This window comes from Pseudomonas sp. LBUM1676, from assembly GCF_059695605.1.
Genome location: NZ_CP166777.1, coordinates 175,513 through 188,665 on the forward strand (window position 1 = coordinate 175,513; position 13,153 = coordinate 188,665).

Here is a 13,153-nt window from a genome sequence, read left to right on the forward strand (position 1 = left end):
GTCCCTTTGTGCGCATCAAACGCAATTTTCTCTGTGGCCGGGAAAGCTGTGGCAGTCGATCATCGCATGCTGCCGTAGTTGCCTCCCCGCCGCATTTTCCTTGAACCACGCCGCCCGATGAGCGGTGAATGAGGACTTTATGAGCAAGACTAACGCATCCCTGATGAAACGCCGCGAAGCCGCTGTACCACGCGGTGTTGGCCAGATTCACCCGATCTTCGCCGAGTCCGCGAAGAACGCCACCGTGACCGACGTTGAAGGTCGCGAGTTCATCGACTTCGCCGGCGGTATCGCCGTGCTGAACACCGGTCACGTACACCCGAAAATCATCGCCGCAGTGACCGAGCAGCTGAACAAGCTGACCCACACTTGCTTCCAGGTGCTGGCTTACGAACCGTACGTGGAAGTGTGCGAAAAAATCAACGCCAAGGTGCCGGGTGATTTCGCCAAGAAAACCCTGCTGGTGACCACCGGCTCCGAAGCCGTGGAAAACTCCATCAAGATCGCCCGTGCCGCCACTGGCCGCGCAGGCGTGATCGCCTTCACCGGCGCGTATCACGGTCGCACCATGATGACCCTGGGCCTGACCGGTAAAGTCGTGCCTTACTCGGCCGGCATGGGCCTGATGCCAGGCGGCATCTTCCGCGCGCTGTACCCGAACGAACTGCACGGTGTGAGCATCGACGATTCGATCGCCAGCATTGAGCGCATCTTCAAGAACGACGCCGAGCCACGTGACATCGCTGCCATCATCATCGAGCCAGTTCAGGGCGAAGGTGGTTTCTACGTCGCGCCGAAAGAGTTCATGAAGCGTCTGCGCGCGCTGTGCGATCAGCACGGCATCCTGCTGATCGCTGACGAAGTGCAAACTGGCGCTGGCCGTACTGGCACTTTCTTCGCCATGGAACAGATGGGCGTTGCTGCCGACCTGACCACCTTCGCCAAATCCATCGCTGGCGGCTTCCCGCTGGCCGGTGTGTGCGGCAAGGCCGAATACATGGACGCCATTGCTCCAGGCGGCCTGGGCGGCACCTACGCCGGTAGCCCGATCGCTTGCGCCGCGGCCCTGGCCGTGATGGAAGTGTTCGAAGAAGAGCACCTGCTGGACCGCTGCAAGGCTGTCGGCGAGCGTCTGGTGACCGGCCTCAAAGCTATCCAGGCCAAGTACCCGGTGATCGGCGAAGTCCGTGCCCTGGGCGCGATGATCGCAGTCGAGCTGTTTGTTGACGGCGACAGCCACAAGCCGAACGCTGCAGCAGTAGCGTCGGTGGTGGCCAAGGCTCGCGACAAGGGCCTGATCCTGCTGTCCTGCGGTACCTACGGCAACGTTCTGCGCGTCCTGGTACCGCTGACTTCGCCGGACGAGCAATTGGACAAAGGTCTGGCAATCATCGAAGAGTGCTTCTCGGAGCTTTGATTTAAAGTGCTCTGATGAAAGTGTGAACTGATCGACAAAAAAACCCGCTTCGGCGGGTTTTTTCGTCTCCCCGGAACACATCTAACTGTATCGAGCAATCAGCATTGACTAAGGTGCACGCATTGCCAATGGAGTGTGCAGATGAATGCTGTGGTGTTACCCGCTGTACCGCGTGTGCTGATTGCCGAGGCCGACCCCTGGTCTCGTGACCTGCTCAAGCAGGTGTTGTTGAGCGTGCGCTGCGATGCACGGCTGGACCTGTGTGCCGATGGCCAGGAAGCGGTGCGCCTGTTGGCGGAAAATCCATACGACCTGGCGATCGTTGACCGGGAGTTGCCCGGTGTCGATGGTAAATGTTCTGCGCAATGTCCGTCAGCGCAAACGCAACCCGCCGCTGCCGTTCATATTGGTGAGCAGCCGCAACGACAGCGCCAGCGTGCGCGAAGCCTTGCCCTTGGCGCCTGCGGCATACCTGACCCAGCCTCTGAATATAGAACTTCTCACTTCCAGATTGCAGCATCTGCTGCTGGATGCCGGCGAGGAGGTGTCTTGCGAGGTGCCGGCACTGACACCGGGGATGTCGCTCTCGGGATACCTGGAGCAGCGTCGTCAGTTGGCGGACGGTGCGCCTTTGATGGCTGGCGTGCAGTTGGCGGTCAAGCGCAACCTCGATCCCGGTGGTCTTGATTTGAAGCGGCTGGAGGATGAAATTCGAACCGATCCGCAGATCACCGCCGTGCTCATCGCCGCCGCCAACAGCGCGGCCCAGCATCATGGCGCTGGGGTACAAACCCTGTCCCAGGCGTTGCACCGCCTCGGCATCGGGCACAGCATGAACCTTATTCTGGGTATGGCCCTGAAGCACAGTGCGCGGCTCAGCGATCCGTGCCTGGCGGACTATGCCGAGCGTTATTGGCAGCTGTCGCTGCACACCGCCGAATACGCGCGGACCCTGGCACGCCTGCTGGACCTGGATCAGGAGCGCTGTTATTGCGCCGGCATGCTCCATTGCCTGGGCGACCTGGCGTTGTTGCGGTGTTTGCAGGAGTGGAAGCAGGCAGGCGGAGAGCTGGATAATTGGGAAGAGATCGGCAATGCGTTGGCTGAGTTTGGCGCCGCCTATGGTTCGTCACTGCGTACCCGTTGGCGTCTGCCGCTGGAGTTGCGAGAGTTGATTGCGGCGGTCTATCAGCTCGGTGGCGGCGTTTACTCCCGTGAGGCGCTGGTGATGAACATGGCCGCGCAGATGGCGCGCCTGTCCGAGCATGAGGGTGTTGAGGAGCTGGCCAGGAGCCGTACGGCGCGATTGCTCAAGATCGGGTTGCCGGAGTTGATGCGTTTACGCAAGAAGTGAATTCACCATCGTTGTTCATTTGGTTTTGTGTTTAGCCTGAGGTTGGCGTCAGCCGCAGATGATGCGGTTCTTGCCCTGGCGCTTGGCCTCGTACATCGCCGCATCCGCCCGCGCAAACAGGCTGTCGAGGCTTTCGTCCTCGGCCGTGAGGCTGGTCACGCCCTGGCTGACAGTGATGCCGAACGACTGGTCCTCATGGCTGAAGCTCAACCGCTGGATCTCCCGCTGCAAGCGCTCGGCGACTTGCAGGGCGATTGCCGGTGCGCAACCGGGGAAGACGGCTGCGAATTCCTCGCCGCCTATTCGGCCGAATACATCGCCACGGCGCAGGGCACCTCGACCGCTTTCGGCGATCCGTTGCAACACGATATCGCCCGCCTGGTGGCCGTAGGTGTCATTGATCACCTTGAAATCATCAATATCGAGCAGCAGGAACGCCAGTTGCCCGTCTTGATTTTGCGCCTGTTCGAATGCGCGGTGGGCACATTCGAAGAAGTGCCGACGGTTGCTGCTCTGGGTCAGTCCATCCGTTGTGGCCAGGCGTTGCAGCTCGGTTTGGAGCTGCTTCTTGTCGGTAATGTCTTCAGCAATACCAACGATGATCACCGGCTGTCCCGGTTCGGCCAGGCGGTTGATGAAACACTTGTCACTCAGCCAGCGCACCTGACCATTGGCGGCAATGATGCGGTACTCACGGTCTTCAACGGCGCCGTTGACCAATACTTCGGCCAGGCTGCGCTCGGCGTATTCCAGGTCATCGGGGTAAATGCTGTCGCGCCACTGGTTGTAGTCGGACAGCAAAAGGCCAGCGGAACGGCCGAAGATCCGCTCATAGGCCGGGCTGACATAGAGCATCTGGCGGGTTTCCCAGTTGAAGGCCCAAAGCACCGCATTGACGCTCACCAGCAAGGTGCTGAACAGTTGTTCACGTTCGCTCAGGCGCGCCACTTCGCCCTGGGCATGCATCAGCGCCATCAGGGTTTGCGCGGCCTCGGGCCACTGCGGAAGGGACGGGTCTTGCAGGTTTTCATGGGCCATCGGGACAAATCTCAAGGGGCGTGCGCCGCTCAATGTTCGAAAGCGGCCACATCTAAGCCCGCCGGGTGGCGAAGTGTCTTTGAGATAGGAGATTTTGAATGAAGTTCCCGCCTTTCGTGGCGAGGGAGCTTGCTCCCGTCGGGCGGTACTGGCGACGCGTTTTATGAGTTAAAACGCGTCGTCAGGTTTACGACGGCTTCGCCGCCGAGCGGGAGCAAGCTCCCCCTCGCCACAGTCAGACAGCGGCAGGGCGCAGGGAGTAGGTTTTCAACTGATCGGCGAAGTCGCGCAAGGACTGAATCCCGCTGGCTTCGGCTTCGTGTACCCACTCCTTGATGGCGGCCAGCATGTCGTGACCATTCGAGCTGGTCTTGGCCCATATCTGCTGCAAGGCCAGGCGTTTCTCGTAAATGACCTTGAGCGCCTGACTGTGCTCGAGCATGGTCTGGATGCGAATGTGGTGTTTTTCATCCAGCAAGCTGGTTTCCCGAGAGAGCAGGCGTTTGGCCCGATGGAACTGGTGGCGGACCGAGTGATCGACCTTTTCCAGCTCTTGTTTGACCAGCGGGGCGATAACCAGCTTGCGGTACTGGGCCATGATCTGGAAGCGGTTGTTGAGGATGGCCATGGCGGTGTCCATGTCCAGGTTGCCTTTACCTTCGACCCGGTGGGCAATCGGCGCGACTCGCTGGACCTTGGCCAGACGCAGGAAGCTGAAGACTTGTATCCAGGCCCAGCCGAGGTCGAATTCCCACTTCTTCACCGACAATTTCGCCGAGTTCGGGTAGGTGTGATGGTTGTTGTGCAGTTCTTCGCCACCGATCAGGATGCCCCATGGCACCAGATTGGTCGCCGCATCGCGGCATTCGAAGTTGCGGTAGCCGATGGCATGGCCCAGGCCATTGACCACGCCAGCGGCCCAGACCGGGATCCACATCATCTGGATAGCCCAGATGGTGATACCGATGGTGCCGAACAGCAGCAGGTCGATAACGCCCATGATCGCCACACCCAGCAGCGGGAAGCGGCTGTAGAGGTTACGTTCGATCCAGTCTTCCGGGCAGTTCTTGCCGTAGATGCGCAGGGTCTCGGGGTTTTCCGCTTCGGCGCGGTACAACTCGGCACCTTTGCGCAGGACGGTGGACAGCCCCTTGATGACCGGGCTGTGCGGGTCATCTTCTGTTTCGCACTTGGCGTGATGCTTGCGGTGGATAGCGGTCCACTCGCGGGTGTTCTGCGCCGTGGTCAGCCACAGCCAGAAGCGGAAGAAATGTTTCAGGCCGGCATTGAGCTCAAGCGAGCGATGGGCTGAATAACGATGCAGATAGACCGTGACGCCAATGATCGTCACGTGGGTCATCAACAGGGTGACTGCCACCAGTGACCATGGCGACAAGCCGAGAAAACCTTCGTACCACATAGTCTATTGGGCCCTCGATAAAGAAAAAAACAGCCGTTGCATTATCACTGAGCCGACAGATAAAACCAGTCACCCTTTCAGATAAGAGTGGCTGGATGTTTCTTTAACCTATAATCCCATCCATTTAGAAGGGACATGGACGACCGAATGTCTGCTACTTATCGCGATGCTCTGTACGCTGCGCTGCTCTACCTGCTGTTTTCAATAGGCTGGATGCAATTCAGTGGTCATTTATTGAGCAGTTTCTTCGATAGCTCCGAGGCGTTGCAGCGATGGCAACTGATCAACGGTTACGTCTGGGTCGTGTTCAGCGCCGGGTTGATATTCCTGGCTCGGGCGCGATTGTTCCGCTGCCTGGGGATCGGCGCCAGACTGCGTGAGCGGGGCGAGGACCGAGAGCGTTTACGTCAGGCGGCCGCGGTGTTCGATTGCACCCGTGAAGGTGTGCTGGTCACCGACAGCAATGGGCTGATCGTTCATGTGAACCGGGCATTCATGGCGATCACCGGTTACCCGCGTGAGGAAGTGCTGGGCCAACGCCCGAGCCTGTTCAAGTCAGGTCATCACCCGCCGGATTTCTACCAGGCGATGTTCGCAACACTCAATATCATCGGCGAGTGGAGCGGGGAAATCTGGAACCGACGAAAAAGCGGCGAGATCTACCCGCAATGGCAGACGATACGCATCATTCACGACGATCAGGGGCGGCTTAGCCACTATGTAGCGGTGTTTTCCGACATCAGCGCGATCAAGAATTCTGAATATGAACTCAAGCACCTGGCTCATCACGACCCGCTGACCGATCTGCCCAACCGCCTGCTGTTCACCGACCGCACTGAGCAGGCACTGGCTTCGGCACAGACGCACAAGCGTGGCTGTGCGCTATTGCTGATCGATCTGGATCATTTCAAGATGATCAACGACAGCCTCGGGCACACGGTCGGAGACCAACTGCTCAAGGTCGTGGCCGAGCGTTTGCAGGCCATGTTCGACCCGGGAATAACCCTGGCGCGCCTGGGCGGTGATGAGTTTGCCGTGCTGGCCGAGAGCTGTGCGCAGCTGATGCAGGCCGCGGCGCTGGCGCAGCGGATCATCGATGGCCTCAAGGAGCCGTTCCTGATCGACGGACATCAGTTGTTCATCAACACCAGCATCGGTATCAGCCTGTTTCCCGGCGATGCCTTGAGTGCCGAACAGCTGTTACGCAACGCCGACTCGGCGCTGTTCAAAGCCAAAAGTGCTGGTCGTGATGGCTATGCCCTTTACACCGAAGAGCTGACTGCCCACGCCCAACAGCGGGTCGAGACTGCCGTTGAACTGCGCCGTGCGCTGGAACAGCAGGAGTTGCGCGTTTATTACCAGCCGGTCCACGACCTCAAGACCCGTCGGTTGGTTGGCGTCGAGGCTCTGGTGCGCTGGGAGCATCCGCAGCGTGGGCTGGTGCCGCCAGCGGAATTCATACCCATTGCCGAGCGCACCGGATTGATAGCAGACATCGATGCCTGGGTGATGCGGCAGGCTTGTCAGCAAATGTGCCGATGGCAGCAGGCCGGTGCGGCGTTAGCGTTTGTCGCGGTGAATGTTTCGTCTCGGTTGTTCGCTCGTCGGGAGCTGTTTCAGCAGGTGGCGAAAGTGCTGCACGAAACCGGGCTCGACCCGGCCTGTCTGGAGCTGGAAGTCACTGAAAGTGCGGTAATGGACGATCCGGAAGTGGCGCTGGAGCAGATGCATCGAATGCGCGAATTGGGGGTTCGCCTGGCCATCGATGACTTCGGCACGGGCTATTCATCGTTGCTGCGTCTCAAGCGATTGCCGGTGCAGAAACTCAAGATCGATCAGGGCTTCGTCGCCGGGTTGCCGTGGGATGAGGATGACGCGGCGATTGTACGGGTGATCATTGCCCTGGCGCAGAGCATGGGGATGCAGGTGCATGCCGAGGGGATCGAACAGGTCGAGCAGGCGGGTTTCCTGCTCGAGCACGGTTGCGATCTGGGGCAGGGATATTGGTTCGGGCGCCCTGTTCCGGCTGGGCAGCTGGACTGGATGAGGGCACCTGAAATTCACTAGACACAAAAAATCTCCGCCAAGCACAAATCCTGTAATTGAATGGACTCGCCCAAGCCGAGGCGGCTTAGAGCCTTGCAGCGCCCATGCAGACGCCTTCGCCGGCAAGCCAGCTCCTACAGGGGTTGTGTAGGGGCTGACGAAGATCGCTATTTTTGGATCTTCCATTCGTCACCCGGACGCAAACCCTCGCCCCACCAAACAAATTTATTTAGTTATATAAACATTCTTAAATAGTCTTTTTAAGAATATCCGCGCTTATCTACTATTGGTCTCACGCCGCAAGCAGTGCCGCCCACTGCCAGGCAACCTCTCAGTTGAAGGAGCAGCACCATGAGCGCATCCCTGCGTAGCGTTGACGGGCAAGACGAAGCCACCATCTTGCGTGAAATCCAGAGTGCATTGCGCGACCTGCGGTTCGGCGCTGTGGAAATCACCGTGCACAACGCTCAGGTGGTCCAGATCGAACGCAAAGAAAAATTCCGTTTGCAGAACCCGAGCAACAAACCGAGCTGAAACTGCAGATCAAAAGATCGCAGCCTGCGGCAGCTCCTGCGGGGGGATGTGTGCAGGAACTGGCGAAGGCTGCGATCTTTTAACCGGCAACCGCGATCCTTAAATCCCATAAGAAAAGCACCACCAACAGAATTCCAGGAGCTTTCACCATGTCGTCGATTCGTCAATTCGCTTTGGCCGCCCTGGCCAGTGCCCTTTTTGCTGGTTCCGCGGTTGCCAAGGATTACGAACTGCTCAATGTGTCATACGACCCGACCCGTGAGCTGTATCAGGATTACAACGCCGAATTCATCAGCTTCTGGAAGAAAGACCACGCTGGCGACAACGTGAAGATTCAGCAATCCCATGGTGGTTCGGGTAAACAGGGACGGGCGGTCATCGACGGTCTGCGCGCGGACGTCGTGACCCTGGCCCTGGCCGGTGACATCGACGAGATCGCCAAACTCGGCAAGACCCTGCCGGCCGACTGGCAAAAGCGTCTGCCGGAGGCGAGCACGCCATACACGTCGACCATCGTGTTCCTGGTACGCAAGGGCAACCCTAAAGGCATCAAGGACTGGGGCGACCTGGTCAAGAACGATGTGTCGGTCATCACCCCGAATCCGAAAACCTCTGGCGGCGCACGCTGGAACTTCCTGGCTGCCTGGGCCTACGGTCTGAAAGCCAACGGCGGTGACGAAGCCAAGGCCAAGGAATACGTGCAAACCCTGTTCAAGCATGTGCCTGTACTGGACACCGGTGCTCGTGGTTCGACCATCACTTTCGTCAATAACGGCCAGGGCGACGTGTTGCTGGCCTGGGAAAACGAAGCGTTCCTGGCCCTGAAAGAAGACGGCGGCGCCGACAAGTTCGAAATCGTCGTGCCTTCGTTGTCGATCCTCGCCGAACCACCGGTGGCTGTGGTCGACAAGAACGCCGAGAAAAAGGGCAACACCGAGATCGCTGAAGCGTACCTCAAGCACCTCTACAGCCCGGCCGGTCAGGAAATTGCAGCGAAAAACTTCTACCGTCCACGTGACAAGGATGTGGCCGCCAAGTACACCAAGCAGTTCCCGACACTGGACCTGGTGACCATCGACAAGGACTTCGGCGGCTGGAAAGCTGCGCAACCGAAATTCTTCAATGACGGTGGCGTATTCGACCAGATTTACCAGGCGCAGTAATCTGCACCAGGTCATAACGAGCCCCGATTAAACCGTCGGGGCTTTGCGCGTTCTCAACCAAGGACTTTTATGTCGCGTCGTATCTCCCCCGTCATACCCGGCTTCGGGCTGACGCTGGGCTACACCTTGGTGTACCTCAGCCTGATTGTGCTCATTCCACTGGCGGCGATGTTCGTGCATGCCGCTCAACTCACCTGGGACCAGTTCTGGGCGATTATCTCGGCGCCGCGAGTGCTGGCGGCGTTGAAGCTGAGCTTCGGCACCGCCCTCTACGCTGCGATCATCAACGGCATCATCGGTACATTGCTGGCCTGGGTGCTGGTTCGCTACACGTTCCCGGGACGAAAAATCATCGATGCGATGATCGACCTTCCGTTCGCATTGCCCACTGCCGTTGCCGGTATCGCGTTGACCGCGCTCTACGCGCCGAACGGCTGGGTGGGGCAGTTCGCGGCCGACCTGGGGTTCAAGATCGCGTATACCCCCCTCGGCATCACGCTGGCACTGACGTTTGTAACGCTTCCATTCGTGGTACGTACAGTACAGCCAGTATTGGCCGATATCCCCCGTGAAGTGGAGGAAGCGGCGGCGTGCCTCGGTGCAAAACCGTTGCAGGTTTTCCGCCACATTCTGGTGCCTGCCTTGCTGCCAGCCTGGTTGACCGGCTTCGCCTTGGCCTTTGCCCGTGGGGTCGGCGAGTATGGTTCGGTGATTTTCATCGCCGGCAACATGCCGATGAAAACCGAAATCCTCCCGCTGCTGATCATGGTCAAGCTCGACCAGTACGATTACACCGGCGCTACCTCCATTGGTGTACTGATGCTAGTGGTTTCCTTCATCCTGTTGCTGCTGATCAACTTGCTGCAGCGGCGCATCGAAACCCCATAAGGAGGCGCACAAATGTCCCAATCGTCTATTGCTGCTGCTTCCTCGAATGCCTCCCGCCGTGGCAGCGCTTCATCGAGGCGACTGCTGATCGGCCTTGGCTGGCTGATTTTTGCGCTGTTCCTGCTCTTGCCGCTGGTTATCGTGGTGTCCCAAGGCCTGAAGTTGGGTATCGGTGCATTCTTCACCGCGATTTTTGAACCGGATGCACTGTCGGCCCTGAAGCTCACGGTGATCGCCGTGCTGATTTCGGTGCCGCTGAACCTGGTGTTCGGCGTCAGCGCGGCGTGGTGCGTGAGCAAGTATTCATTTCGCGGTAAAAGTATCCTCGTGACCCTGATTGACCTGCCGTTCTCGGTCTCGCCGGTGATCGCCGGTCTGGTCTACGTGCTGATGTTCGGTGCCCAGGGGCTGTTCGGGCCGTGGCTGCAGGATCACGACATCCAGATCGTCTTCGCCTTGCCGGGCATCGTGCTGGCGACGATCTTCGTCACCGTGCCGTTCGTGGCCCGAGAGCTGATCCCGCTGATGCAGGAGCAAGGCACCCAGGAAGAAGAGGCCGCGCGCCTGCTCGGGGCCAATGGCTGGCAGATGTTCTGGCATGTCACCGTGCCGAATATCAAGTGGGGTCTGATCTACGGCGTGGTGCTGTGTACGGCGCGGGCCATGGGTGAGTTCGGTGCGGTGTCGGTGGTTTCCGGGCACATTCGCGGGGTGACCAACACCTTGCCGTTGCACGTCGAGATCCTCTACAACGAATACAACCACGTGGCCGCGTTCGCGGTAGCGAGCCTGTTGCTGATCATGGCGCTCTTCATCCTGCTGCTCAAGCAGTGGAGCGAAAACCGTATTAACCGCCTGCGCACCAGCGCCGCGGAGGAATAATTCATGTCGATCGAAGTGCGTAACGTCAGCAAAAATTTCAACGCGTTCAAGGCGCTGGACAACATCAGCCTGGACATTCAGAGCGGCGAACTCGTGGCCCTGCTCGGCCCCTCAGGTTGCGGCAAGACCACGCTGCTGCGGATTATCGCCGGCCTGGAAACGCCGGATCAGGGCAGCATCGTGTTCCACGGTGAAGACGTCTCCGGCCACGACGTGCGCGATCGCAATGTCGGTTTCGTGTTCCAGCACTACGCCTTGTTCCGCCACATGACCGTGTTCGACAACGTCGCGTTCGGCCTGCGCATGAAGCCGAAAAACCAGCGCCCGAGCGAAAGCCAGATCGCGGTGAAAGTCCACGAGCTGCTGAACATGGTGCAACTGGACTGGTTGGCGGATCGCTATCCTGAGCAACTGTCGGGTGGCCAGCGTCAGCGTATTGCCCTGGCCCGCGCCTTGGCGGTGGAGCCCAAGGTCCTGTTGCTTGACGAGCCGTTTGGCGCCCTCGACGCCAAGGTCCGCAAAGAACTGCGCCGCTGGCTCGCACGGCTGCACGAAGACATCAACCTGACCTCGGTGTTCGTGACCCACGACCAGGAAGAAGCCATGGAAGTCGCCGACCGCATCGTGGTGATGAACAAGGGTGTGATCGAGCAGATCGGCTCACCGGGCGACGTCTATGAAAACCCGGCCAGCGATTTTGTCTATCACTTCCTCGGCGACTCGAACCGCCTGCATTTGGGTGAAGACAACCACGTGCTGTTCCGTCCTCACGAAGTGTCGCTGTCGCGCCACGAACTGGAAGATCATCACGCGGCCGAGGTGCGCGATATCCGTCCATTGGGCGCGACGACTCGGGTGACGTTGAAGGTCGAAGGCCAGAGTGAGTTGATCGAAGCGGAAGTGGTGAAGGATCACGACAGTTTGACCGGCCTGGCAAAGGGCGAGACGCTGTTCTTCAAGCCGAAGGTCTGGCAGAAAGTCGCTAACCTCTAAGATCAAAAGCTTCGCGAGCAGGCTCGCTCCCACAGTGGTTCGGTGTTGAACACAAAATAGGTGGTCAACCTACCTAAAACCCTGTGGGAGCGGGCTTGCTCGCGAAGGCGTCCTACGCCGCAGCTTTTTTCTGACGCAAACGCACACCTCCCGCCCTCGCCTCGATCTGCTCTTTCAGCTCCCGCCGCATCCCCAGCAAAAACGCCAACTCAACCACCACAAACAACGGCCCGACAATCAACCCCGTCACATCATCGACAAACGCCGGTTTGCGCCCTTCGTAGTGATGACCGACAAACTGAATCGCCCAACCGACTACAAACATCCCGACGCCGCTCGCTAACCAGACCAGTGTGCTTTGCTCTGCCAGCACTTGACCTGCCCAGAGGCACAGCCCGAGCAATACGCTCATCAGCACCCCGAGGCGCAGTTCCAGGCGCAGGTAAAACCACGCCGAGGCCAGCGCGACCAACACCGCCGGTGACAGCCAGCCCCCGGCCCATTGCGGACGCGACAGCAGCACCGCCACCGCCAGTACAATCAGAGGAATGCCGACAAAGTGCGTGGCAATATTGCGCGGGTCACGGTGGTAGGTGGCGTATTGACTGAGATGGTCGACGAGGCTTTTCATTGTTGTTCCTCCTGTAGGGTGATGGATCATGCCCCGGGTTCGCATCTCGCTCTGTCAGCCAGGCGACAATCTCAAGGAGTTTTCATGGATAAGCAGGTCTGGCGTCCACGCCTGATGCGCGGTCAGTGGTTCAGCCATTTACCTGTTTCCCTACAGGATAGTCTGCTGTCTGCCGCCCGTGTCCGGCGCCTGTTGCCGGGGCAGCGGCTGTTCCAGCGCGGTGATGCGCCGTGCGGGTTGTACGCGGTGCTCGAAGGATCGGTGCGCATCGGGGCGGTGAGCGGGCAGGGCAAGGACGCGTTGCTGAGCCTGGTGGAGCAGCCCCATTGGTTCGGCGAAATCTGCCTGTTCGACGGCCAGCCGCGGACCCACGATGCGTCCAGCCTGGGTCATTGCGTGCTGTTGCACATTCCGCAGGGCGTATTGCTGGCGCTTCTTAATGATCAGCCGGTGTACTGGCGGCAACTGGCATTGCTGATGAGCCACAAGCTGCGCCTGACCTTCATCAACCTCGAACAGCTGAGCCTGATGCCGGCCCCGGCACGCCTGGCCCACCGCTTGCTGATGATCGCCCAGGGTTACGGCGAAATCGACTCGCCACGGCGTTTGTTGCAACTGCCACAGGAACAGCTTGCCTCAATGTTGTCGCTGTCGCGCCAGACCACCAACCAGATCCTCAAGGATTTGCAGGGGCAGGGGATAGTGAATTTAAGGTATGGCGAAATTGAGATATTGGATGCCGAACGATTGCGGGCGTTGGCAATTATCTGAAACCTGTCGGTAGTAG

The 13,153-nt window shown here is 59.2% G+C and carries 11 protein-coding genes and 1 pseudogene; 9 read left to right on the plus strand and 3 right to left on the minus strand.

Translation table 11 applies throughout. The features are described from left to right. The first annotated feature begins 139 nt into the window (after positions 1 to 139). Both gabT and ACA041_RS00830 read left to right on the plus strand, forming a co-directional pair. A complete protein-coding gene (gabT, locus tag ACA041_RS00825; protein ID WP_007899625.1) occupies positions 140 to 1,417 on the plus strand; it encodes a 4-aminobutyrate--2-oxoglutarate transaminase in 1,278 nt (425 codons plus the stop codon). Between the two features lie 141 nt (positions 1,418 to 1,558). Continuing rightward, positions 1,559 to 2,771, plus strand: a pseudogene (locus tag ACA041_RS00830) (HDOD domain-containing protein). A gap of 48 nt (positions 2,772 to 2,819) precedes the next feature. On the opposite strand, the gene ACA041_RS00835 reads toward ACA041_RS00830, so the two are convergent. Both ACA041_RS00835 and desA read right to left on the minus strand, forming a co-directional pair. Next, positions 2,820 to 3,809 carry a GGDEF domain-containing protein gene (locus ACA041_RS00835; RefSeq protein WP_497439470.1) on the minus strand — a complete coding sequence of 330 codons (990 nt, stop codon included), beginning with the start codon at positions 3,807 to 3,809 and terminating at the stop codon, positions 2,820 to 2,822. 235 nt (positions 3,810 to 4,044) lie between these two features. Further along, positions 4,045 to 5,229, minus strand: coding sequence for a delta-9 fatty acid desaturase DesA (gene desA / locus ACA041_RS00840; RefSeq protein ID WP_497439471.1), 1,185 nt, complete (start codon positions 5,227 to 5,229; stop codon positions 4,045 to 4,047). A gap of 147 nt (positions 5,230 to 5,376) precedes the next feature. Here desA and dibA point away from each other — a divergent pair, with 147 nt between their 5' ends. The 6 genes from dibA to ACA041_RS00870 all read left to right on the plus strand — a co-directional run bounded on the left by dibA (position 5,377) and on the right by ACA041_RS00870 (position 11,735). Beyond that, entirely contained in the window at positions 5,377 to 7,296 is a 1,920-nt protein-coding gene (gene dibA / locus ACA041_RS00845) for a phosphodiesterase DibA (RefSeq protein WP_497439472.1), read from the plus strand. 330 nt (positions 7,297 to 7,626) lie between these two features. Beyond that, positions 7,627 to 7,809, plus strand: coding sequence for a sulfur starvation response protein OscA (oscA, locus tag ACA041_RS00850; RefSeq protein ID WP_007945260.1), 183 nt, complete (start codon positions 7,627 to 7,629; stop codon positions 7,807 to 7,809). Between the two features lie 149 nt (positions 7,810 to 7,958). Continuing rightward, the gene (locus ACA041_RS00855; protein WP_497439473.1) at positions 7,959 to 8,972 is read left to right on the plus strand and encodes a sulfate ABC transporter substrate-binding protein; all 1,014 of its coding nucleotides are present in this window, start codon (positions 7,959 to 7,961) and stop codon (positions 8,970 to 8,972) included. A gap of 69 nt (positions 8,973 to 9,041) precedes the next feature. After that, on the plus strand, positions 9,042 to 9,860 hold the full coding sequence (cysT, locus tag ACA041_RS00860) for a sulfate ABC transporter permease subunit CysT (protein ID WP_462020291.1): 819 nt from the start codon (positions 9,042 to 9,044) through the stop codon (positions 9,858 to 9,860). A 12-nt stretch (positions 9,861 to 9,872) separates the two neighbouring features. Continuing rightward, positions 9,873 to 10,742 (plus strand): sulfate ABC transporter permease subunit CysW, encoded by an 870-nt coding sequence (cysW, locus tag ACA041_RS00865; RefSeq protein WP_497439474.1) that lies wholly within the window; start codon positions 9,873 to 9,875, stop codon positions 10,740 to 10,742. A gap of 3 nt (positions 10,743 to 10,745) precedes the next feature. Next, on the plus strand, positions 10,746 to 11,735 hold the full coding sequence (locus ACA041_RS00870) for a sulfate/molybdate ABC transporter ATP-binding protein (RefSeq protein WP_497439475.1): 990 nt from the start codon (positions 10,746 to 10,748) through the stop codon (positions 11,733 to 11,735). 112 nt (positions 11,736 to 11,847) lie between these two features. On the opposite strand, the gene ACA041_RS00875 is transcribed toward ACA041_RS00870, so the two are convergent. Continuing rightward, positions 11,848 to 12,366, minus strand: a complete 519-nt coding sequence (locus ACA041_RS00875; RefSeq protein ID WP_497439476.1) for an Mpo1 family 2-hydroxy fatty acid dioxygenase — start codon at positions 12,364 to 12,366, stop codon at positions 11,848 to 11,850. Between the two features lie 84 nt (positions 12,367 to 12,450). Here ACA041_RS00875 and ACA041_RS00880 point away from each other — a divergent pair, with 84 nt between their 5' ends. Next, positions 12,451 to 13,137: a Crp/Fnr family transcriptional regulator gene (locus ACA041_RS00880; protein WP_497439477.1), complete on the plus strand. Its 687-nt coding sequence runs from the start codon at positions 12,451 to 12,453 to the stop codon at positions 13,135 to 13,137. Positions 13,138 to 13,153: the final 16 nt, after the last annotated feature.